16 protein-coding genes are annotated in these 20,401 nt (G+C 43.2%); 9 read left to right on the plus strand and 7 right to left on the minus strand.

Features of this window, described 5'->3' with window-relative positions; translation table 11 throughout:
- Nucleotides 1-1,944, minus strand: coding sequence for an ATP-binding cassette domain-containing protein (locus tag LU293_RS08755; protein WP_242747378.1), 1,944 nt, complete (start codon nt 1,942-1,944; stop codon nt 1-3).
- Nucleotides 1,945-2,011: 67 nt separating this feature from the next.
- Here LU293_RS08755 and LU293_RS08760 point away from each other — a divergent pair, with 67 nt between their 5' ends.
- From LU293_RS08760 to LU293_RS08785, 6 genes are all read left to right on the plus strand, one after another.
- Nucleotides 2,012-2,212, plus strand: coding sequence for a SlyX family protein (locus LU293_RS08760; protein WP_242747380.1), 201 nt, complete (start codon nt 2,012-2,014; stop codon nt 2,210-2,212).
- Between the two features lie 227 nt (nt 2,213-2,439).
- The gene (locus tag LU293_RS08765; RefSeq protein WP_242747381.1) at nt 2,440-3,984 is read left to right on the plus strand and encodes an outer membrane protein transport protein; all 1,545 of its coding nucleotides are present in this window, start codon (nt 2,440-2,442) and stop codon (nt 3,982-3,984) included.
- A 359-nt stretch (nt 3,985-4,343) separates the two neighbouring features.
- The gene (rpe, locus tag LU293_RS08770; RefSeq protein ID WP_242747383.1) at nt 4,344-5,042 is read left to right on the plus strand and encodes a ribulose-phosphate 3-epimerase; all 699 of its coding nucleotides are present in this window, start codon (nt 4,344-4,346) and stop codon (nt 5,040-5,042) included.
- Nucleotides 5,042-5,365 carry a hypothetical protein gene (locus LU293_RS08775; protein ID WP_242747385.1) on the plus strand — a complete coding sequence of 108 codons (324 nt, stop codon included), beginning with the start codon at nt 5,042-5,044 and terminating at the stop codon, nt 5,363-5,365. Before rpe ends, LU293_RS08775 begins: the two co-directional genes overlap by 1 nt.
- Nucleotides 5,326-5,679 (plus strand): hypothetical protein, encoded by a 354-nt coding sequence (locus LU293_RS08780; protein WP_375540333.1) that lies wholly within the window; start codon nt 5,326-5,328, stop codon nt 5,677-5,679. Before LU293_RS08775 ends, LU293_RS08780 begins: the two co-directional genes overlap by 40 nt.
- Nucleotides 5,680-5,735: 56 nt before the next feature.
- Complete coding sequence (locus tag LU293_RS08785; RefSeq protein WP_242747387.1) at nt 5,736-6,257, plus strand: helix-turn-helix domain-containing protein; 522 nt, start codon at nt 5,736-5,738, stop codon at nt 6,255-6,257.
- 98 nt (nt 6,258-6,355) lie between these two features.
- Here LU293_RS08785 and putA read toward each other — a convergent pair whose 3' ends face one another.
- The 5 genes from putA to dnaB form a co-directional block, all read right to left on the minus strand.
- The gene (putA, locus tag LU293_RS08790) at nt 6,356-9,943 is read right to left on the minus strand and encodes a bifunctional proline dehydrogenase/L-glutamate gamma-semialdehyde dehydrogenase PutA (RefSeq protein WP_242747389.1); all 3,588 of its coding nucleotides are present in this window, start codon (nt 9,941-9,943) and stop codon (nt 6,356-6,358) included.
- A gap of 186 nt (nt 9,944-10,129) precedes the next feature.
- Nucleotides 10,130-11,233: a L,D-transpeptidase family protein gene (locus tag LU293_RS08795; RefSeq protein WP_242747391.1), complete on the minus strand. Its 1,104-nt coding sequence runs from the start codon at nt 11,231-11,233 to the stop codon at nt 10,130-10,132.
- A gap of 131 nt (nt 11,234-11,364) precedes the next feature.
- Nucleotides 11,365-12,282 carry an ornithine carbamoyltransferase gene (gene argF, locus LU293_RS08800; RefSeq protein WP_242747393.1) on the minus strand — a complete coding sequence of 306 codons (918 nt, stop codon included), beginning with the start codon at nt 12,280-12,282 and terminating at the stop codon, nt 11,365-11,367.
- A gap of 229 nt (nt 12,283-12,511) precedes the next feature.
- A complete protein-coding gene (gene alr, locus LU293_RS08805) occupies nt 12,512-13,648 on the minus strand; it encodes an alanine racemase (RefSeq protein WP_242747394.1) in 1,137 nt (378 codons plus the stop codon).
- Between the two features lie 37 nt (nt 13,649-13,685).
- Nucleotides 13,686-15,110, minus strand: coding sequence for a replicative DNA helicase (gene dnaB / locus LU293_RS08810; protein WP_242747395.1), 1,425 nt, complete (start codon nt 15,108-15,110; stop codon nt 13,686-13,688).
- Nucleotides 15,111-15,215: 105 nt separating this feature from the next.
- Between dnaB and pdxA the strand changes: the two genes are divergently transcribed.
- Nucleotides 15,216-16,259: a 4-hydroxythreonine-4-phosphate dehydrogenase PdxA gene (gene pdxA / locus LU293_RS08815; protein ID WP_242747396.1), complete on the plus strand. Its 1,044-nt coding sequence runs from the start codon at nt 15,216-15,218 to the stop codon at nt 16,257-16,259.
- Here the strand turns inward: pdxA and LU293_RS08820 are convergent.
- Nucleotides 16,256-16,828 carry a 5-formyltetrahydrofolate cyclo-ligase gene (locus tag LU293_RS08820; RefSeq protein WP_242747397.1) on the minus strand — a complete coding sequence of 191 codons (573 nt, stop codon included), beginning with the start codon at nt 16,826-16,828 and terminating at the stop codon, nt 16,256-16,258. The genes pdxA and LU293_RS08820 overlap by 4 nt on opposite strands.
- A 113-nt stretch (nt 16,829-16,941) precedes the next feature.
- On the opposite strand from LU293_RS08820, the gene LU293_RS08825 reads away from it, so the two are divergent.
- Nucleotides 16,942-18,708 carry an ABC transporter ATP-binding protein/permease gene (locus tag LU293_RS08825; RefSeq protein ID WP_242747398.1) on the plus strand — a complete coding sequence of 589 codons (1,767 nt, stop codon included), beginning with the start codon at nt 16,942-16,944 and terminating at the stop codon, nt 18,706-18,708.
- On the plus strand, nt 18,705-20,375 hold the full coding sequence (locus tag LU293_RS08830; protein ID WP_242747399.1) for an amino acid ABC transporter ATP-binding/permease protein: 1,671 nt from the start codon (nt 18,705-18,707) through the stop codon (nt 20,373-20,375). Before LU293_RS08825 ends, LU293_RS08830 begins: the two co-directional genes overlap by 4 nt.
- Nucleotides 20,376-20,401 lie beyond the last annotated feature (26 nt).

Consider the following 20,401-nt stretch of genomic DNA (forward strand, 5'->3'; position numbering starts at 1 on the left):
CTATTTTCCTAGACTTCCAAGCTCATCCCAGCGTTCTAGTTTCTCAAGCAGTAAGATGTCAAGCTCACCGAGTCGTTCACTGTATTTGGTGGCAAGAGCCAAATCACTGACAAATAGCGAGCCATCGGCAAGTTTTGCGTTAAGCTCGCGTTGTTCATTTTCAAGCTCTTCGATTTCATTTGGTAGATTATCCAGCTCTCTTTGCTCTTTATAGCTAAGTTTTTTCTTGAGTGTGTTGGCGGTGCTTTGGGTGGTGTTAGCTTGTGGTTTGTCAATTTTTGATTTATCGGCTTTATCGGCTTTAGTGGACTTGGCTTGGGTATTAGGTTTTTGGTTGAGATAGTCTTGGTAGCCGCCGACGTATTCGCTGATAATGCCATCGCCATTTGAATCGATGTCAAACGCCCAAGTCTGAGTCACGACATTATCCATAAATGCTCTATCATGACTAATTAATAAAATCGTGCCATCAAAATTAACCACATATTCTTCGAGTAGCTCAAGGGTTGCCATATCAAGATCGTTGGTCGGCTCATCAAGCACCAGCACATTAGCAGGCTTTAGCAATTGCTTGGCAAGTAGTACCCTTGCCTTCTCGCCACCTGATAAGGCCTTAACAGGGGTTCTAGCACGGTTAGGCGTGAATAAGAAGTCTTGTAAATAGCCTAAAATGTGCGTCTTACGCCCGCCAACTTCCACATGGTCAGAGCCTTCAGAGACATTTTCGGCGATGGATTTATCCCCGTCTAGTTGTCCTTTTAGCTGATCAAAAAATGCGATATTAAGGTTAGTGCCAAGCTTAATTTTGCCTTGTGTTTTGGCACTATCATCTAGCCCTAAGATGGTGCGAATTAGCGTGGTCTTGCCGACGCCATTTTTGCCAATAATTCCCACTTTATCACCTCGTGTCAGCACGGTGCTAAAGTCCTTGACTAGGATTTTATCGTCGTATTTTAGGGTAAGGTTCTCAACTTCACAGACGATTTTTCCTGACTTTTCACCTAAATTTTGGCTGATAGACACATTGCCAACGACATCTCGGCGTGCTTTACGCTCTTCACGAAGTGCTTTGAGTGCCCGTACTCGCCCTTCATTACGAGTGCGTCTTGCCTTAATGCCTTGTCGTATCCACACTTCTTCTGCTGCAAGTTTTTTGTCAAATTCAGCAAAAGATTTCGCCTCTGATTCAAGCTCAAGCTCTTTAAGCTCTTGGTAGCGAGCATATCCTCCCACGCCTTGTGATACGTCATAGCTTGACAGCTTACCACGATCAAGCTCAATAATACGAGTGGCAAGATTATCCACAAACTTACGATCATGCGTGATAAACAGTAGACTAAAGTTTTGATTAAGCAGATATTTTTCAAGCCAATCAATACTCTCAACGTCTAAGTGGTTAGTCGGCTCGTCAAGTAATAACACATCAGGCTTAGTCACTAAGGCTCTGGCTAAAAGCACACGACGCTTACGACCACCTGATAGGTTCTCTAACCTATCATCAGCATTTAGATTCATATTCTCAAGCAAGGTGCGAGCATGGCGTTCTAACTCCCAGCCACCTAGGACGTCAATGTCATGTTGTAAATGAGACATCTTCTCGCAGGCAGTCATATCGCCAAGCGAACATTGATCAGATAAGGCATGATAATCGTCGAGCAGCTGAGCGACTTTTTGGTTGCCACCCATCACCACATCAAGCAGCGTGCCATCATCTTTTGGCACATCTTGGGCAAGCATGGCAATCTTTATGCCATCAGTTACGATCATCTCGCCATCATCAGGAGTCTGTACGCCTGTAATGACCTTAAATAACGTAGATTTGCCTTCTCCGTTACGTCCGACCAAGCAGACTCGCTCATTTGGCTCAAGTGAGAAGTTAACGTGATCTAAGATGGGAGCTGTGCCAAAGGCAAGCGAGATATTTTTTAGGGTAATGAGTGCCATTGCTATGATAAATCGTGATAAAATTTCACCAATTATAGCAAATTTCCCCTTAGGTTTGAGAATTTTTATGAATGATATCGTTGAGCTACAAATTAAGCTTGCCTACTTAGAAGAGATGGTTGAGAGCTTAAACGACGTGGTTACTCGCCAAGATCGTCTTTTGACTGACTTACAAGACCAACTAAAGCTGATGTACGGACAATTACAAAATAAAGAAAACACCATTACGCCTTTTGACTTATTAGCTGACAGACCGCCACATTATTAGGCAAATGATGGCCTTTGTATTTTTTTATGTTTTTAAAAATTTTCGCTTGTATTGCTTATTATTTTGTTTTAAGATAACTGAGAAATAACATTTTGTTACGATTTAAGCACGCAAGTAAAGCTAGCTGAATCAACAAACGGTTATCACTTAAAATGGTTATCACTTATCGCACAGCTTATAGTTAGGATTCATGGCGTGCTTTGGAAATTGCTTACTTAGGAGTAGATATGCGTTCTTCATTCCAACTTAAATTATTATCGCTTGCCGTGGCAACGCTTGGTACAGCGACTGTCGCCAATGCAGCAGGGCTTGATCGTTCTGGGCAAGATGTGAGTGCCTTTTTACAAGATGGCACTTATGCTGAGCTTGTCTATACTTATGTCGATGCTGATGTCTCAGGTCATGGACTCAATGCGGTACGCAAAGAAACTCCTAACCCAGCAACTGGAAAACCTGACATTAGTACGACTTATGTTCAAGGTGAGGCCACAGGTGATATGACACCTTCTTATGACTTTTTCCGTTATGGCGTAAAAGCTGACATCAATGACACCTTTAGCGTGGGCGTGCTATATGATGAGCCATTTGGTGCGTCTGTTTTACAACAAGGCAGCAGTAATTTTGTCAGTCAAGGCGGTGATCACACCATCAATGAACTGACAGTGGCAGCATCTCAACAACTTCCAACAGTCCAAGAGGCAATAAATGCACATGGGTTATTGAGTAGAAAGGCAGGTATTTTAAGAAGTGGCGTCATTAATGGCGGCAAAAGAATTGAAGAACTAAGGCAACAGGGTAAGCTGGATAAATTGCCACCCGCTGCGCTAAAAAGCTATGAAGACAACAAAAAAGAAGCCATAGAATTACTTGGTCCAAATTTGGATGGTGCTTCTGGCACTGTGGCAAGATTGACAGGGGCGATTAATGCAGCTAACACTGCCGAAGCTCAAAAAGGGCAAGGCACTCAAGTTGATATTCGCACCAATAATCTGACTGCCTTGCTTGGTATGAAATTTGGTGATAATAAGCAATTTCAAATATATGGCGGCCCTTCTTTAAGCCGTGTGTCGGGTAATGTGGCTTTGCGTGGTGTGGCGTATTCTGGCTTGACAGGTTATGACGCTCGCATTAAGCCTGATACAGATCTAGGCTGGGTGGCAGGTGCTTCATACAGCATTCCAAAAATCGCCCTAAAAGCTGCCTTGACTTATCGTTCAGAGATTGAGCATGAAAGTAGCATTTATGAAAATGTTCCTGCGACTGGTAAAGAATCAAGCAGCAAGTTTGGCGTAAAACTACCACCATCTTATAACCTAGATTTTCAAACAGGGGTAAATCCAACCACGCTACTTAGTGCAAAAGTACGCTATGTACCGTGGAGTGATTTTGAGATTCGTCCACCAGCTTATGGGGCGGTAACTGAGCGTGTGGCAGGTAAGCCATTACCTATTGTCAGCTACGCTAAAGATCAATGGTCAGTTGATGTATCTTTGGGTAAAAGATTGGCACCAAAATTGGCGGTATCAGCAGGCATAGGCTATGACAGCGGTGCAGGTAAGATGGCAACGACACTAGGGCCGATTAACGGATATTATAGTGCTTCGCTTGGGGCAAAATATGACGTGACCAAAAACTGGTCGGTGTCTGTGGGCGGTAAATACTTGAAATTTGGCGATGCGACAGCAACACTGCCAACGGGTCAAGTCGCTGGTCACTTTAAAAATAATGACGGCTTTGCCGCTGGTCTAAAACTTGCTTACCAAGCAAAATAAATCTAAGCTGTATTACATAAATTAACCGTTAATTAAAAAAGCCAAAGCAGAAGTTTTGGCTTTTTTTGTTTTTCTTATCAAATTTATCAAGATTACCAAATTTACCAAATTTATTTATTGAGCTACCTAAGCCATTAGATAAGGGTAGGTAATTATTAAAGTGATTTATTAAGCCTAAGTATTTATGTATAGGCGTGAATTTGACGATTGGGATTGATGGTTTTTTAATGTTTGCTAGCTATCATTAATCATTAGCACCTATTACCACCCACCATTAGCCATCGCAATTTTTGATAAAATCTGTTATGATAAGTTGTTATTTTAATTTTAATATCACTTAAAAACCATTTAGATTGCTTATGAAAATTCTACCAGAACAGCCGTTTTTAATCGCACCATCTATTTTGTCCGCCAATTTTGCACGCTTGGGCGATGACACGCAGGCGGTACTTGACGCAGGGGCAGATGTCGTGCATTTTGATGTCATGGATAATCATTATGTGCCAAATTTGACCTTTGGGGCGATGGTGTGCCGTGCCTTAAAAGATTATGGTATCAAAGCCCCCATTGATGTGCATTTGATGGTAAAGCCTGTGGATACAATGATTGAAGCATTTATCAAGGCAGGGGCGGACATCATCACGTTTCACCCAGAGGCCAGCGAGCATATTGACCGCAGTTTACAGCTCATCAAAGATGCTGGGGTAAAATGCGGATTGGTATTTAATCCTGCCACGCCCCTGCATTATTTGGATCATACTATTGATAAGCTAGACCAAATTCTTATTATGAGCGTAAACCCCGGATTTGGCGGTCAAACATTCATTGATGGTACGCTAGATAAGGTGCGTACAGCTCGGCGTATGATTGATGAGCGGGGTTTGGACATTCGCTTGGAGATTGATGGTGGGGTTAATCCACAAAATATCGGCAGTATTGCAGAAGCTGGCGTGGATATGTTTGTGGCAGGTTCGGCGATTTTTAGTCAGCCTGATTATAAGACAGTCATTGATGCCATGCGTAATGAGTTACAAAAAGTCCATGCGGTGTCGGTGTGATGCATAACATTTCACCAAAAAACCAAGCCAATACCAAGCTTGTACCGCTTGGGATAACGGTGGGTCTTGCGATATTTGCCTTTGCATTAGCAGTTGCAGGCTACGGCTTTCGTCTGTTAGCAGGTGATGAGCTTGGTGCTGTTATTCGCCATGCCCTTGTTGTTGTGTCATTTTTTATGATTGTAATCCCTGCTTTGTTTGTGGGGGGTGCAAAGCTGCTAAACAAGTTTAGTGGGACTCAGATTCAGACGAGAAACGCAGTAACACTTGGCTATCTTATGGCTTGTGTGATGATTTTAACCATTATGGGGCGATACAGCTGATGGCGGTTTTAGATATTTTGCCAGATTGCTGGGTGCCAAAAGATGTACCTAAGGGCTTGATTTTATCACTTATCGCCATAATTATGTTAATAGGGCTATCAAGCTATCGTTATGGCGAGGGTGATGCGTGGCAGGGCGTGTTGCATGTGCTTGAGAACTGGGTGTTTTATCTGATTTTAATGCCTAGCTTGACCGCAGTAATCAGTTCGCCGATCAAATATCGAGATGAAAGTTTTGATTTGAAGATGGCTTACTATTTGGGTATGTTTGTGGGTTTGCTGTTCATGTTAGCCAAGCTAAGATATTGGCGGTGATGGAGTGACATGGGTCATTAGCATATCTAAGAATGATCAATAAAAAAGGTAGATGAATGCAAAATATCAAAAAATTATCCAAGAATTTTAGCAAATTATTAGACCAACAAAACCTAAGTACTAAAGAATTATCAACACTCATTGATGTGCCACAAAGCACACTCACGCGTTTAATCAATGGCACAATCAAAAATCCTAATCAGACAGTTTTAATAAAAATTGCTCAATTTTTTGGGGTGGCTGTTACTGAGCTGACGGGTGAGCTAAACGCTGATATGACAAGCTCGCAAGCACAAGAATATTTGTCTGATGATGATTTTATGCAGATGAGTGTGCAAGAAGTCATGCTAGAGCTGATCCAAGATGATGAGGGCAGGTTAGTGCTGCGTGAGTCAAAGAATCATGATGAGGTCTTAGTTTGTATTGATTTTTCAGAAAAAGTTAAATCACTACTGGCAGGAGATGTGCGTATCATCGGCGAGCATATGATTCAAGCAGCGTTAGCATCAGTTATGCAGCAGCAAATAAACCGCTATCACGCTCACATCCACGATGAAGAGCCTGAGCGATACAGCTGATTAAATCGCCAAAATAGTCTAATAAACATAAAAATAATTATCTAATAAACATAAAAATGGGTGCAGTATCGCACCCATTTTTATTAGCCTAAATATGGCTAAGCAGATGCCATCAAGCTTGCATTGCCACCAGCGGCAGTGGTGTTATGACTGCAACTGACTTCGTGGTATAAGCGTGCCATATCTAGTCCTTTTGTTGCATCGATAACTTTACGAATCGCACCATCTAAGTGTGCAAGTCTCACCTTTTCTTCTGACGGTAGAGCATCTAAAGCGATGATAATATCATGTTCATCGGCAGCCGTCTGTGATGAGACTTGCAAAACTTTTGGTAAATGCTTTGCCCATGCTGACAAACTATGATCTTCGGTGATATGAACCTTAATACCATTTGCTGCAAGTACTGCCAATGCTTTAGCTGCACTGACTTGGTCGCCACCATATAGTCTAACTGCTGCTGGCGTGTGCCATATTAAGGTGTTAGTCTCTCCAGTAGGGCCACTTAGCACCGAGGTGGCTTGATTTAGCGATGTTTGGCGTGCTTGTGTTGCAGCTTCTTGGATCTGGCGTATGTCATTTGCACCAATGTTCATCTTATTGGCAGTGGCCAAAACAGATTCTAAAGCATCATCATGAATGTTAGCATCGCTTGCTATCGGTAGATTCCAGTTATCTAGGCGACTTAAGCGTTGAAGATAAAAAGGACCGCCTGCTTTAGGGCCTGTGCCACTCATCGCATGACCACCAAATGGCTGTACACCGACCACCGCACCTACGATATTGCGATTAATGTAGATGTTTCCTGCTTCAATGCGATTACAGATATGCTCAATCGTGCCATCAATACGGCTGTGAATGCCATGCGTTAAGGCATAACCCTTAGCGTTAATGTGATCAATCAATATATCTAACTCATGTGCCTTAAATCGTACGACATGCAATACAGGGCCAAAGACTTCTTTTTTAAGCTGTGATAAGTCTTCTAGCTCAAATAAAATAGGTGCAACAAAAGTGCTATCGCTTGCTTGAGATTTTATGGTAATCTCATGATAAGGGGCGATTTGTTTGAGTGCATTGATGTGATTAAGTAAGTTTTCTTGGGCTTCTTGATCAATAACAGGACCTACGTCGGTTGAGAGTTTGGCAGGGTTATCCACTACCAGCTCATCCATCGCCCCTTTAATCATCTCAATCATATGGTCAGCAACGTCTTCTTGCACGCATAAAATGCGTAATGCTGAGCAGCGTTGTCCAGCAGAGTCAAAGGCTGAGGCAAGCACGTCGGTACATACTTGTTCGGCTAAGGCGGTACTATCAACGATCATCGCATTCATACCACCTGTTTCGGCGATTAGTACAGGATTATCATTTCGCTGTGCCAGTAGGGTATTAATGCGTTTGGCGACATCGGTTGAGCCTGTAAATATCACGCCATCGATATTTGTGTTGGAAGTAAGGGCAGAACCAACGTCACCTGCACCCAGTACCAGCTGAAGTACGTCGGTCGGTACGCCACATTCATGAAGCCAAGATACCGCTATGTGAGCAATGATGCTTGTTTGTTCGGCAGGTTTTGCAACTACTGTATTACCTGATGCTAAAGCTGATACCACTTCACCGACGAAAATCGCTAATGGGAAGTTCCAAGGACTAATGGCGACCACCGTCCCAAGTGGGCTTGATAGCCGTAAACGCTCAGTTTCATCAGCATAATAACGACAAAAATCCACCGCTTCACGCACTTCACTGATGGCATTTGGCAGTGTTTTACCTGCTTCACGCACCGCAATCGCCATAAGTAGTGCCATGCCACGAGGAGATTCCATAAGCTCTGCAAATGCCCGCAAAATAGCCGCACGGTGTTCTGGAGTAGTCTGTTGCCACGCTGATTGGGCTTGGATGGCAGTAGCGATTACGCCATCAACTTCGCTAGGCTCAATAAAGGCAACTTTACCTACGATATCGCTGTGATCGGCAGGATTAATCACCTCATGGCTGTCGGTATGAGCAGCTGGTATGTGCGTGATGGAGGTGATGTCAAATGGAATGTGGCTTGCTGCAGTCATATTCTGCTCAAGCTCATAAAGGACGTGTTCGTTTGATAAATCAAAGCCATATGAATTTAGGCGATTATCTGCATAAATGTGGCGTGGCTTTGGTGTCAGTGGATTTGGAGTGATGTGATTAAGATCAATCTCATCAATGGGTGAAACGGTCAGCTCGTCAATGCTGACATTCTCATCTACAATGCGATTTACAAAAGAAGAGTTTGCCCCATTTTCTAATAATCGGCGAACCAGATACGCAAGTAAGGTCTTATGCGTTCCGACAGGTGCATAGATACGTACACGACGCCCTAAATTTTTCTCGCCAACAACTTGATCATAGAGTGTCTCGCCCATGCCATGCAGACACTGAAATTCATAATCGTAGTCTTTACCCATCTCATAGATGGTGGCTAGGCTTTGGGCGTTATGCGTGGCAAATTGTGGGAAAATGACATCTTGGGCGGCAAGCAGTTTTTTGGCACATGCCAAATAAGAGATGTCGGTATGTACTTTACGAGTATAGACAGGATAACCGTCCATGCCATCGACTTGGGCCCATTTAATCTCACTATCCCAATAAGCACCTTTAACAAGGCGAATCATCAGCTTTTGGTTATGTTGGCGTGCCAAATCCACCAGATAATCAATCACATAGGGACAGCGTTTTTGGTAGGCTTGAACCACAAAACCAATGCCATGAAACCCTGCTAAGTCAGGATCTGAGACTAAAGCTTGCATTAAGTCTAAAGACAGCTCCAAGCGGTTTGCTTCTTCAGCGTCAATATTTAGTCCAATGTTATATTCTTTGGCAAGTATAAAAAGAGCTTTTAGACGTGGCAAAAGCTCAGTCATGACACGTTCGTGCTGTGCTCTAAAATAACGTGGGTGAATGGCAGACAGCTTAACTGAGATGCCATTACTGTCATAGACGTCACGATTGCCTGAGTCTTTACCGATGGCATGAATGGCGGTGACATAATCATTGTAATAACGATCGGCATCTTCGCTAGTCATAGCAGCTTCGCCAAGCATATCAAAGCTAAAGCGATAGCCAAGTTTTTCACGCTCTTTACCGTTTTTTAGAGCTTCTTCGATGGTCTGTCCAGTAACGAACTGTTTGCCAAGCATCTTCATGGCATAATTAACACCGCCACGGATGAACGGCTCACCGCCTTTTTGGATAACACGAGATAAGGCAGACGATAGACTTTTCTCAGTGGTAGGCTGAGACAGCTTGCCAGTTAGCAGCAATCCCCAAGCAGCTGCATTTACGAATAATGATGGGCTATGATTTAAGTGGCTTTTCCAGTCGCCACCTGCCATTTTATCCTTAATAAGCTTATCGCGTGTGGCATTATCTGGGATACGAAGTAGGGCTTCAGCAAGGCACATTAAAGCAATGCCTTCTTCGCTAGAAAGCGAAAATTCATGCATGAGTGCATCGACGCCAGATGACTTGCTGCGATCATTACGCACCTGAGTGATGAGCTCTTTGGCAAGATTTTCAATGGCGGTTTTTTCAGCTGAGCTAAAGTTTAGCGTGCCTGCTAGGTTTCGGACAGCGACAGCTTCATCTAAGCGATAGGCATCGGTAATGGCAGCACGCAAGGTGCTTTGGGGGTGAGAAAAATTAAACATGGCAATCCTATTTAGACAGTGCGTCAAAATATATGACAACGAAAAATACAACGGATATTATATCACTGTATGAATACAAAACCAATGCGTTCGTGTCGTAATGTAGCAATAAATACTTAACGAGTATTGGGCAGTCGCCTAAAACAAAAGCACGCAAAACGTGCTTTTAATCGTAAGACTATGGATTTACTTAATCTCAACGGTAGCTCCGTTTTTGATATTAGCGTGCACTTCTAAGACGTCCCAGTTGGTTAGGCGAATACAACCAAGCGATTGCTGGCGGCTGATGCCTTCTGGAATGGGCGAGCCATGAATACCATAGCTTGGCTTATTTAATCCCATCCAAACCACGCCGACAGGGCTATTCGGTCCGGGCGGTAAGATGAAAGTTTTTTTATCTTCGCTGTCACGATTAACGGTCGCTTTATATTCTGGCATTTTTACCTTATTAATGACTTTAAACGTACCACTTGGGGTTGCGGTTGCGATACTGCCAATGGTTGTAGGATAAGCGGCGACTAATTTTAAGCCATTATAGGCGTATAAAATCTTATCTTCTCTATCGGCAACCACACGAGTAATCGTCTGCTTAAGTGGTGAGCCTGTGTTAATAACTGTAATGGTTTCGCCTGCCTTAAATTGCTTATTGGCATTGAGTTTTTTAAGGTATTTTACATCCATATGAAAGCGTTCGCCTAGCATTTCTTGCACGTTTTCATAACTGAGTGCTTTAAGCTTAGACTTAGACTCAGCATCGTTTGGCAATGCCTTATAAGGACCTTTCACATCGTCTGCAGTTAGTGTATAAGAGACTAATACAGGCTGATCGGCAGGAATTTCTTTGTTTAATTCATGCCATGTGGCGGCATTCATCTTGCCCGTTTCGTCAAGCCCGCGGATTCGCTGAAAGTTAATCAAAGCTTTTTTGCTGTTCATGCCCCAGCCACCATCAATAGGACCTGGAGAAGCGTGATTCCAGTCAAGTAGTACTTGGATTTTAACTGTCATGGCGGTATTGACTTTCATGTCTTTTGACCACTCAGCTTCGTTTACTGCTTGGGCATACTGCGATAGGTTTAAGGTTGAGTAGCGTTTCCCATCTTTTTCGATGCTGTCAATGGTGGTGTTGTCTGTGATAGCGTTTTCATCAGTAATTTGTACTTCGCCATCTACAATATCGCCATCTGTCATGATGGCAGCTTGCGTATTGGCATAAGCTGTCACAGATAAGGCGGTAAATAGGGTGATGGCAAGTGATTTTCGTAAGGTTTTTTGGGTAAGATAGTGCATAAATTCACCGTAATAACTAAGGATTTACATTCACAACATGGCACAAGTGATATGCTAAGCAGGTTAATAAACGCCTGCTTGCTTTTGTATTATAAGATGGTTCGTGCAGGCGTTAGTATACATGGCTAAGGTTATGATTTGATTTTATCTTTTAATAAAAATTCCATCAAGGCTTTTTGGGCGTGCAGACGATTCTCAGCTTCATCCCATACTACTGCACGTGGATCATCTAGTAGATCATGACTAATCTCTTCGCCACGATGGGCAGGTAAGCAGTGCATAAACAGCACGTCTTTATTTGCTAAATCTAGCAGTTGTGGGGTTACCTGGAAATCTGCAAAGTCTTTTTCACGCTGCTTTTGCTCTTGTTCTTGGCCCATGCTTACCCAGACGTCAGTGACAATCAAATGGGCGTCTTTTACGGCTTGTTTGGGATTGTCAATGAGTGTTACGCAGTGGCTATATTGCTCAGTAAGACGACTATCAGGCTTATAGCCATCAGGGGCACAAACCACCAAATTAAAGCCAAATTGATGGGCGGCAATGATATATGAGTTACACATATTATTGCCATCACCAATCCACACGACGGTCTTGCCTTGGATATCACCACGATGCTCAAAGAAAGTCTGCATATCTGCAAGCAGCTGGCATGGGTGGTAGTCGTCTGTTAGAGCATTAATCACAGGCACGTTTGAGTATTTTGCAAAAGTTTCTACTTTTTGGTGTGCAAAGGTGCGAATCATGACGATGTCTGTCATACTACTGATTACTCTAGCACTGTCTTCAATCGGTTCGCCACGCCCAAGCTGAGTATCATTTGGCGATAAAAATAACGCCTGACCGCCAAACTGTCCCATGCCAGTTTCAAAGGATACACGGGTACGAGTGCTTGACTTTTCAAAAATCATGGCTAAAGTGCGACCCACAAAAGGGCGATAAATCTCGCCACGGTGCTGCATACTCTTAAGCTCAGTGGCACGCTCGATTAGGAATTTTAATTCTTCTTGACTTAAATCTAATAAGGTTAGGAAATGACGAACACTCATGGTGATTCCTTTTTTTAAGATAATAAGTTTAAGTATAGCACTTGTTACGGGTGTTGGCTAGAGCGTATTTTTTAATCCAAACCAACTGTGTTTTCGGTCTAAAATGGCTAAATTTATAAATTTAAGGTAAATTGCTTGATAATATTTTATGTCATAAAGCAATTTACCTATTTTGTTGGTGATTTGTCTTATTTTTAGCCATATTTTTAAATTAACGATGCACTTTAGGCTATGGTGTTAAGATGCGAGTAGGGCGGTGTGTGGTTCGGCATAAAACTTCATAACCAATGGTGCCAGCAGATAAAGCGACATCATCAACGCTTGGAAGTTTATCTGATGCGTCACCCCATAGGGTTACTTTAGCACCAACATTAATCTCATCTGACAGATCGCTAAGATCGATTGCCATCATATCCATCGCCACACGTCCGATTAAGGCTGTGCGATATTGTTTATTGCCATGATGAATGACCACTGTAGCATTTGTCACCACTCTAGGATAGCCATCGCCGTAGCCTGCGCTGATAATGCCAATGCGTGAAGGCTTTTGTGCTGTCCAAATCGCCCCATAGCTGACGCTTTCGCCTATCTGAAGGTGATGGATTGCCATGATGGCAGCCTCAAAAGTCATGACAGTCTTAAGTCCTAATGCTTGGGCGGTGCTATCGGCTAAGGGGGTTGAGCCGTATAGAGCGATACCAGTACGCACCCAATGATGATGAGCATGTGGAAATCTAAAGATGCCTGCTGAATTACATAACGAGCCTTGAATGCTTAAGCAAATTGTTTGTTGTAATTTGGCGAGCATGGTATTAAAGCGAGTAATCTGCTGATCATTCATAATGACATTTTCGTCAGCACAAGCAAAATGACTGGTTAAAATAAGCTGATAACCCTTATCATGCAGCTGCTGGGCTGCCTTTGGGATATCCGCTGCTTGAAAGCCGAGTCGATTCATGCCAGTATTGTATTTTAGCCAGATGGTGCAGGTTGGACTGCCACTTTGTGGTGCAGCGTCTAAGGCAAAATTTAGCTGCGTGGCATTATGCACCACCGCCATAAAATGATGTGATAGGGCAAGCTGCCATTCAGCTTCACTAAATACGCCTTCTATCAACACGATGGGCTTTATGATGTCGTATCTATCGCAAGCGTCTTTTAGGGCTAGGGCTTCTGCCATACATGCCACACCAAAGCCATCAGCAGCTGCCAAGCCTTCTATGACATTCATGATGCCATGCCCATAGCCGTCCGCTTTAACCATAGCTAACACCTTAGGCTTGGCGATGGGGCTAAGATTGGCGTGAATGACGCCCAAGTTATGTGCTAGGGCGTTTTTTGAGATGGTAAACTGAGCGTATCGCATAAGTAGTGCTTTTGTTGGTTGATTTAAAAAAAAGTGATTAATCTTCGTAGTCTTCTGGCAGATCATAGCCTGCAACCAGATTAGAAAAGCGTGTGTATTCCCCTTCAAACTTAAGGGCGACTTTGCCAATCGGTCCGTTACGCTGTTTACCGATGATGATTTCTGCCACGCCTTTATTGCCTTCTTTATCTTTATTGTAGACTTCATCACGGTAGATAAACATAATAAGATCAGCGTCTTGCTCGATAGCTCCAGATTCACGCAAATCGCTCATGACAGGGCGTTTATTAGGGCGGTTTTCTAAGGTTCGGTTTAGCTGTGACAAGGCGACGACAGGGCATTGCATTTCACGAGCTAAAGCCTTAATACTGCGAGAAATTTCACTGATTTCACCGACACGATTATTATCCATGCCGGGTACTTTCATGAGTTGTAGATAGTCAATGATAATCATGCCAAGACCATCTGGGTGGTTCTTAGCGATGCGGCGACAGGTGGCTCTCACTTCTGATGGTGATAGGTTGTTGCGAGAATCGATATACAGGTTCTTATCTTGTAAGCTGGTAATCGCTGCATTCATTCTGTACCATTCTTCAGGATCCATTTGCCCTGATCTTAGATGACCTTGGTGGATTGTACCATGGGCAGATAGCAGACGCTCAACGATACCTTCAGCAGGCATCTCCATAGAAAACATCACAACAGGCTTATTTTCCATCAAGGCACATTCTGCAAGATTCATGGCAAAAGTGGTCTTACCCATAGATGGGCGAGCTGCCACGACAATCATATCTCCTTTTTGTAGCCCTTGAGTTTTATTATCAAGCTCGTGAAACCCTGTGCTTAGTCCAAGCATCATACCAGCGTTGTTTTTTCTTTCTTCTAACTGATCGCCAATTTTAGAAAAGATGTCAGTAAGGTGCTGTACGCCTTGTTTGTTGTTATTGCCAGCATAGCTTTCATTAATGCTAAAAATATCAGCTTCTACTGCGTCTAAGATGTCGCTTACGCTTTGTTTTTTGGGGTGGTAGGCAAGATTTAGCATCTTATTAGCAGACTTAATCAGCTGACGATACACGGATAATTCACGCACACGCTCAGCATAAGGAACTAGGTTAAATAAGGTGGCAGGGCTTTGGTTGATTTGCATCAAATACTCTTCGCCACCTGCTGCGTTTAGTAGATTTTGGGTATTTAAGGCGTCATGTACCATAAGTGTATCATAAGGTTGATTCACTCTAGATAAGTGGGCAATCGTGCGAAAAATATGCCGATGTCGCTCACCATAAAAATCATCTTCACCCACCAAGTCTTCAACTTGTTCAAAGGCGTCAGGAATGCTCATCAATGAAGCTAGTAAAGCACGTTCAATCTCGATGTTATGGGGCGGCTGCAGATTAAGCAGATCGGTCTTATTGTCAGAAGAGCTGAGTTCCACATTACTTTTTGGCGAGCTTGACATGGTATTTTTCCAATTTTTAAGGCATTTATTTAAAAATGATTTGCATAAATTTTAGCATAAAAGCGGTATAATGTACGAATAATTTTCCCAAAATTGGTGATGGATATGACTGCCAAATCTTCTTTAACACTGCCCAAGCCTTTACTGATTACCACAGGTGAGCCAGCAGGTATCGGCATGGATATTGTGATTGATGTGCTTGTCCATCATAAGGATACATTGCCTTATCCTTTATGGATTATAGCGGATGCTTGTGCCTTTGATATGCGTGCAAGAACGCTCTTAGCACTTGCTAAAATTACCGCTTTACCATCTTATCAGATGGTTCATATTGATGATAGTGATGGGATTAACCAAGCTTGCTGTGATGTTTTGCTGATAGATGTGCCATGTGCAGATAAGGTTGTAGCAGGCGTGCTAAACCCAAATAATGCCAAGATGGTAGAGCGACAGCTATCTTTTGCCCATGCGATGGCAAAAGCGGGTGTTGTGTCAGGTGTTGTGACTTGCCCTATCCAAAAATCAGTTATGGTAGATGGCGGTATTAGCTTAGGTGACGGTACGATATTTAGCGGGCATACTGAGTATTTTATGCAAAAGGCAGAGTGTCAAAAAGTGGTCATGATGCTTGCTAATCACACCATGAGAGTAGCATTGGTCACAACTCACCTACCCTTAAAAGATGTAGCAAGTGCTATTACGCCTGATGAGATACGACAGACAATTCAGATTACGCATGATGCATTGACTAAGCAGTTTGGCATAGCCCATCCTAAAATTTTAGTCTGCGGACTAAATCCCCACGCAGGCGAGAGTGGGGCTTTAGGTTTAGAGGAGATTGAGATTATCAATCCTGTTTTACAAGATTTTATTAATCAAGGGTTTGATGTTTCGCTTGCCTTGCCTGCTGATACGCTTTTTACAAAAAAGCACATACAAGATGCAGATGTCATCATCGCAATGTATCACGATCAAGGGCTGCCTGTGTTAAAGTCACATGGTTTTGGAGATACCGTAAATATTACGCTTGGCTTGCCGTATGTGCGTACGTCAGTGGATCATGGGACAGCGTTATCGCTTGCAGGTACAGGCACAGCAGACAGCAGCAGCTTACGATGTGCAATATCGCTTGCGATAGATATGAGTTAATGCTTAAAGCGTACGATACCAAAGTCGCCTATCGCTAAATCCATGCTCTGATCCCAAGGCTTGGTTTTTAGCTTTGGCACACGCTGAAAGTCATAGCAGTAGCCTATTTTTAGCAAGTTTGGCGTGCGTGCCAATGTTCTATCATAAAACCCGCCGCCCATGCCAAGTCGGTTACCTGTATCATCTAATGCAACCAAAGGGCAAAAGACAGCATCCAGCTGATTGGCGGTGATGGTATGTGTTGCTATCGGCTCTTTCATGCCAAAAGCGTGACGTTTTAGCGGAGTGTTACGCATGTTAAATTGGCAACGGCTAAATCGTAAGGCTCGCCCTTTTTTAGTGATGGGTAAATAGGGTAAAAATCCATATCGCCGACAAAATTCTAACAAAACATCGGTCGGCAACTCGCCAAAAGCATCAAGATACAGACCTATCTTAGCGTGTTTTGGTAATAAGGGTAGTAGTTTTTTTAGGTGCAGATGGGTTAAAAAGCCAGCATAAGACCGTGCTTTTGGGTGAAGTTTTCTGCGAGCTTGACAAATTTGTTTGCGTAAAGTGTGGTTATCCATAGATTATCTTCTTAAAATTTAAGTCATTGTAACCAAATCTTGAAATAAAGCCAATATTTAGCGATAATGCACCGTTATTTATTAAAAATTCCCCAAAAAAGTCTGGTATTCCTATGACAGATAGCCGCCACCTAAGCCCCAAAACCAAGACCAAAAAAAGACAAAAGTCCAAAGAAGATATTTTGGCAAATCAGTTTTTAGGGCAGGCGTTTTACCCTTTTAATTGTGTCATGAAGCGAGTGTGGCTGCTTGATGTGTTAAGTATCATGGCATTAGTAGTGATGGCGTATGTCTTGGCGGGGATTTTTAATGACTGGATTGGTGTACTTACCCATGATGATAATCAGCCATTAGCGATGCCTTTGGCGATGGCTGTGCTTATTGTATTTGGTTGTATGATAGGGCGTTCTTTGATTGCGTTTTGGCGTGATAAATGGCTGGCAGATGTCGGTCTTATGGTCGCTAAAACCACCAAAAAACAGCTAATTTACAAGCTGTCAGAGCTTGGCTTGGCTCGCCGTGATTTTGGTTCAGATGGCGTATTAGCCAGTAAAGTGATGGATGAGCCAGAGCATTTAGCAGGATTTGCTCGCTTTGAAGCCCAAAAAAAGACGGCAATCATGACACCCATTATCTTAGCTGCTATTGTGGCGTATTATAATTGGGCGGCGGCGTTTATCTTACTTGCTAGTGCACCGCTCATACCGATTTGCATGGCGGTGATCGGGATTGCTACCGCACGCAAAAGCCGTGAGCAGATGGATGCGATGGCACAGCTTGGCGGGCGATTTTTAGACTGGATTCGTGGGGCAAATACATTATCTCGACTAGGAGCGACGCAGATTGCCATTTATGATATGAAAAGTGCGTCAGAAAGTTACCGCAAGCGGACAATGAGTGTGCTTAAGATAGCTTTTTTAAACAGTGCTGCTCTTGAGCTGATTTCTGCTTTATCCATTGCATTTGTGGCGATTTATCTAGGGCTTAGCTTGACAGATTTATTGCCGTCATTTTTATCATTTTTACCGACTCCAAGTCTGTGGTCGGTGTTATTTATTATGCTACTTGTGCCAGAATTTTATTCGCCACTTAGACGGCTTGGGGCAGATTATCATGTAAAATCCCAAGCTTTAGCGTGTGCTAAAGCAGCAGCACCGATTTTGGCAGCCCAAGCTAACATTGGCAAAAGTGATATGGTGCTATCTTATCCACCGACTTTTCGCTTAGAAAGCCTTAAGGTGCTAGGCGATGATGGACGTGTTCGACTAGCACCGACTACATTAGAATTTTTATCCGCCCAAAGCACTGCCATCATGGGTGAAAGCGGTATGGGTAAGTCTACCATTTTACAGGCTTTGCTGGGTTTTGGTAAGTTTCAAGGTAAAATTATCATTGATGATGGTGTGGTGTGGGCAGATTATTCACAGATAAATTTGGCAAAATTACGCCAATCATTTGGTTATTTATCCCAAAACGTGTCGCTATTGCCGATTAGTATTGCAGATAATTTACGCTTAGCCAACCCAAATGCAACTGATGAGATGCTCATGCGTGTCTTGGCAGATGTGCAGATGCAAGATGTCGTAAATCAGTTGCCACAAGGCATTGATACAGTGCTGTTTGAAAGGGGTGGTGGTCTGTCAGGGGGTCAGGCACATCGGCTTGGGATTGCTCAGTTAATTTTACAAGATGCCAAAGTTTGGCTGCTTGATGAGCCGACCGAGCATTTAGATTTTGATACTGCCACACAGATTAGAACACTTTTGCATGAACTTGGACAGGGTAAAACGGTGATTTGGGTAACACATCATACCGAAGATCTTGACAGATTTAACCAAATTTATCATTTAAGTGCAAAGCCTAGTGAGATAACAGCATGAGACAGCAAATGCCTCCAACCAAGTTCAAACTCTCAAGCCTAATCTTGGGTCAAAAAACCCTATGGCTTGTCTCATGGCTTTTTGGGATAGCGGCTGCTCTATCAGCAATCGGTCTTATGATGGCAGCTGGCTCATTTGCGGCTATGACTGCAACTGTCGGCGTGATGGCAGTAGGGCTTTTACCGTCGGCACTCATTCGTATTTTTGCTGTTGGGCGAACGCTGTTTCGCTATGCTGAGCTGATGGTGTCGCATCAAGCGATTTTTCGCTTGCTTAAGGATTTGAGAGTTCAGTTCTTCTCAAGCTGGGTAAGACTGCCCACTAGCGAACGCCTAAAAGATAGCAACAGTGCCCAAAAAATGCACAAGCTTGTCAAAGACATCGACGTGCTAAATGAGTTCGTTTTGCGATTGGCGTCGCCTTTTATCGTGGCAGGCGTGGCAGTTTTTGCTTTAATGGTGTTTGGCTTAGTGTATGTCCCACAAATTTTTTGGGCATTATCCATACTTATTTTACCATTTATCATTGCTATTATCGCCTTAAAGCAAGGCAAGGCATTGGCAAGAGCTCAAAGTGAACTTGCCACTCACAAAAAAAGCGTCCTACTTAATGCTTTACCTGCCTTAACTCAGCTTTTAACATGGGGTGCGTGGGATAATCAAGCAAAACAGCTTTTTAATCTTGAAGATGATTATGATAAAACGATTAAAAAAGCTGATAAATTAAGACGATATGCACAGCTTAAAACCCAAATTGTGCTAGCGGTAGCAGTTGCTATCACGCTGATGATAGTTGGGCTATCTATCAAGCAGTGGCAGGGGGTTACTGATGGCTTGCTAGGCACAAAAGCGGTATTTGCTTTGGCGGTGGTATTTGCTTTGATGGGTCTAGGCGAGATATTGATGGGGCTTGTGAGTGAGCCTTTGGCATTTGGGCGAGCGATAATCGCCAAAAACCGCCTAAACGCACTCATTGATACCGACAATCATACGACAAGTAAAATTCATCTAACTGATGTACATCGCTTGGTTTTAGATGATTTGTCTGTAAAAATGCCTAAGGGTTTAACGCCTACTCGCCCAATTTGTGCGACACTTAGCACCGATAAGCCGACATTAATCGTAGGGGCATCAGGAGCTGGGAAATCAACTTTACTTGCGACATTAGCAGGCGAGATTTTGCCTTATGATGGCGTGATTACGGTCTGCTATAAAGAAGGGCAAATAAATCTTTGGGAATGTGATTTTGGGCAGTCGCTTGGATTTTTAGGTCAGCAAGTTGATATTTTTGACCAGACTTTAGCGGATAACCTAAGATTAGGCAAGCCTTCTGCTAGTGATGAAGAGCTTTGGCAAGTGCTGCAAAAAGTCGGTCTATCCACTTGGGCAAGCAACCAGCCAAAGGGGCTTGATACCCCGCTTGGTGAATATGGCATGGCGGTGTCTGGCGGTCAAGCTCGCCGTATCGCTTTGGCAAGATTATTACTCACCCCAAAGGCAATGCTACTATTAGATGAGCCATTTGCAGGGCTTGATGCTGCTACAAGGCAAACTGTATGGACAGCCTTAACCACGCTACAAAACAGCGGAGATATTGGCGTATTGGCGATTTGCACACACCAAGTATGGCATGATATTGGTGATGTGGATATGATTTATGTGCAATAAAAAGAGCGTTAAATACGCTCTTTTTT

The organism is Moraxella nasovis, from assembly GCF_022701215.1.
Classification (GTDB): domain Bacteria; phylum Pseudomonadota; class Gammaproteobacteria; order Pseudomonadales; family Moraxellaceae; genus Moraxella; species Moraxella nasovis.

Excerpts from the sequence above, each read along its gene's own strand:
- rpe (WP_242747383.1), top strand. The coding sequence starts at position 4,344 with ATGAAAATTCTACCAGAACAGCCGTTTTTAATCGCACCATCTATTTTG.
- alr (WP_242747394.1), bottom strand. The coding sequence starts at position 13,648 with ATGCGATACGCTCAGTTTACCATCTCAAAAAACGCCCTAGCACATAAC.
- putA (WP_242747389.1), bottom strand. The coding sequence starts at position 9,943 with ATGTTTAATTTTTCTCACCCCCAAAGCACCTTGCGTGCTGCCATTACC.
- LU293_RS08820 (WP_242747397.1), bottom strand. The coding sequence starts at position 16,828 with ATGGATAACCACACTTTACGCAAACAAATTTGTCAAGCTCGCAGAAAA.
- pdxA (WP_242747396.1), top strand. The coding sequence starts at position 15,216 with ATGACTGCCAAATCTTCTTTAACACTGCCCAAGCCTTTACTGATTACC.
- LU293_RS08775 (WP_242747385.1), top strand. The coding sequence starts at position 5,042 with ATGCATAACATTTCACCAAAAAACCAAGCCAATACCAAGCTTGTACCG.
- LU293_RS08795 (WP_242747391.1), bottom strand. The coding sequence starts at position 11,233 with ATGCACTATCTTACCCAAAAAACCTTACGAAAATCACTTGCCATCACC.
- argF (WP_242747393.1), bottom strand. The coding sequence starts at position 12,282 with ATGAGTGTTCGTCATTTCCTAACCTTATTAGATTTAAGTCAAGAAGAA.
- dnaB (WP_242747395.1), bottom strand. The coding sequence starts at position 15,110 with ATGTCAAGCTCGCCAAAAAGTAATGTGGAACTCAGCTCTTCTGACAAT.
- LU293_RS08755 (WP_242747378.1), bottom strand. The coding sequence starts at position 1,944 with ATGGCACTCATTACCCTAAAAAATATCTCGCTTGCCTTTGGCACAGCT.
- LU293_RS08785 (WP_242747387.1), top strand. The coding sequence starts at position 5,736 with ATGCAAAATATCAAAAAATTATCCAAGAATTTTAGCAAATTATTAGAC.
- LU293_RS08765 (WP_242747381.1), top strand. The coding sequence starts at position 2,440 with ATGCGTTCTTCATTCCAACTTAAATTATTATCGCTTGCCGTGGCAACG.
- LU293_RS08830 (WP_242747399.1), top strand. The coding sequence starts at position 18,705 with ATGAGACAGCAAATGCCTCCAACCAAGTTCAAACTCTCAAGCCTAATC.
- LU293_RS08825 (WP_242747398.1), top strand. The coding sequence starts at position 16,942 with ATGACAGATAGCCGCCACCTAAGCCCCAAAACCAAGACCAAAAAAAGA.
- LU293_RS08760 (WP_242747380.1), top strand. The coding sequence starts at position 2,012 with ATGAATGATATCGTTGAGCTACAAATTAAGCTTGCCTACTTAGAAGAG.